1 protein-coding gene is annotated in these 1,685 nt (G+C 65.2%); it reads left to right on the plus strand.

The window, feature by feature from the left end; all coding sequences use genetic code 11:
• Window positions 1-228: 228 nt before the first annotated feature.
• A partial coding sequence (locus tag MUO23_04885) for a glycosyltransferase family 39 protein (protein ID MCJ7512287.1) occupies window positions 229-1,685 on the plus strand: 1,457 nt, incomplete at its 3' end.

Raw genomic sequence — 1,685 nt, forward strand, 5'->3', positions numbered from 1 at the left:
CGCATATGGGTGGCCTGACGGAAATCGGCTACGATCCGGCCGAGTGGATCAATGTCTGTGTGGCTCAGGCCTACGGTCTGAAGCGAGTGATCGCGAAGTGAGCTTGGACCGGCGCGGGGAGCACTCCCTGGAAGGAGGATCGGGCGTTGATGGGCCATCTACTTGAGGGAACGCCTCAGACTTCCCGGGTTCTCTGGCGCGCCCTGGTTGGGCGAGGCGAGGTTGCGCATGGCCGCTGACGACTTGGCTCGAAGCGACGAGGCCGGAGTGGCGAGGCCGGCGAGCCGTGTCCGCAGGTTGAGGCCGGGGGTTGTCATCGCCGCGGCGGCTGCCGGATTGCTGCTGCTTGGCTTCCTGCTGCGGATGGTCGACCTGACCGATCCCCCGCTGGATTTCCATGCTGATCGACAGCTGCGCTCGGCGGTCATCGCCCGCGGCATGTACTACCAGATGGATCCCGAGGCTGACCCGGCCACCCGCAGCCTAGCGCTTGCCCTACGGGCGGCGACGCCCACCTATGAACCCGAGATCTTCGAACGGCTTGTGTCCCTGACCTATCTTGCGCTCGGGAAAGAGATCCTGTGGATCGCACGTGTGCTGGCCTCGCTGTTCTGGGTGGTCGGGGGCGGATTCCTGTACTTGCTGGGGAGAAGGCTGACATCGGACATCGGGGCGCTGATTGGCCTGGCCTACTACCTGTTCCTTCCGTTTGGGGTGATCGCCAGCCGCTCGTTTCAACCCGACCCCTTCATGGTGATGTGGCTCCTGGGGGCGTGCTTGGCGCTGCTGCGATTTGCCGACCAGCCCACGTGGACCCGAGCCGCGATCTTCGGTCTGGCCGCCGGGATGGCCATCCTGGTCAAGCCGATGGCGGTGTTCCCCGTCGGACTGACGGCGGCTGCCGTGAGCCTGGTGACCTGGGACCGCCGGGCTGTTCGCGAGCCCCGCCTGTGGCTGGCAGCAGCGCTGACGCTCGCCCTCCCAGCTGGATACTACCTACTGCAAACCGGAAGGCAGTCGGCAGGCATGTTCGAGTACTTCGTGGCCGCACCCGTCGGCCTGTTGACCCAGCCTTCGTTCTACGTCGGCTGGGCCCGATTGCTGAACGGCATGTTCGGGCTGACATTCCTGACGCTGTGCCTGATCGGTCCATTGCTGCTCCCGCGCCGCGGCCGTGCGCTCTTGGTAGGCTTGTGGGCAGGGTATCTGGTGTATGGCCTGGTCTTCGCCTACACCATCCACACCCACGACTACTACAGCCTGATGCTGGTGCCGATTGTCGCATTGTCGCTGGCGGCCGTGGCCAGTGTGCTGGAAGGGCGCATCCGACTTCAGCCCCAGGCGGTGAGACTCGTCGCCCTACTTCTGGTGGGCCTTTGCTTCGTGCCGCTGGCAGGGAATGCCATCGAGAACCTGCAGGAATCGGACTACCGAGGAGAGCCGGCGGGGTGGGCGCGTCTCGGCGAGGCATTGCCCAAGGATGGCGGGATCATCGCCCTGACGCAGGAGTACGGCAACCGCCTGCTGTACTATGCCTGGACCCCGGCGAGCATGTGGCCCTATCAGGCGGACCTCCGGTTCGCCGAGCTCCGAGGGGACGCCGACAACCGTCCCTTCGAAGAGATTTTCTCCGACAGGACGGCCGGGGCGCGTTACTTCCTCGTGACCCACTTCGGCGAGCTTGA

This window comes from Anaerolineales bacterium (assembly GCA_022866145.1).
Lineage (GTDB): Bacteria > Chloroflexota > Anaerolineae > Anaerolineales > E44-bin32 > PFL42.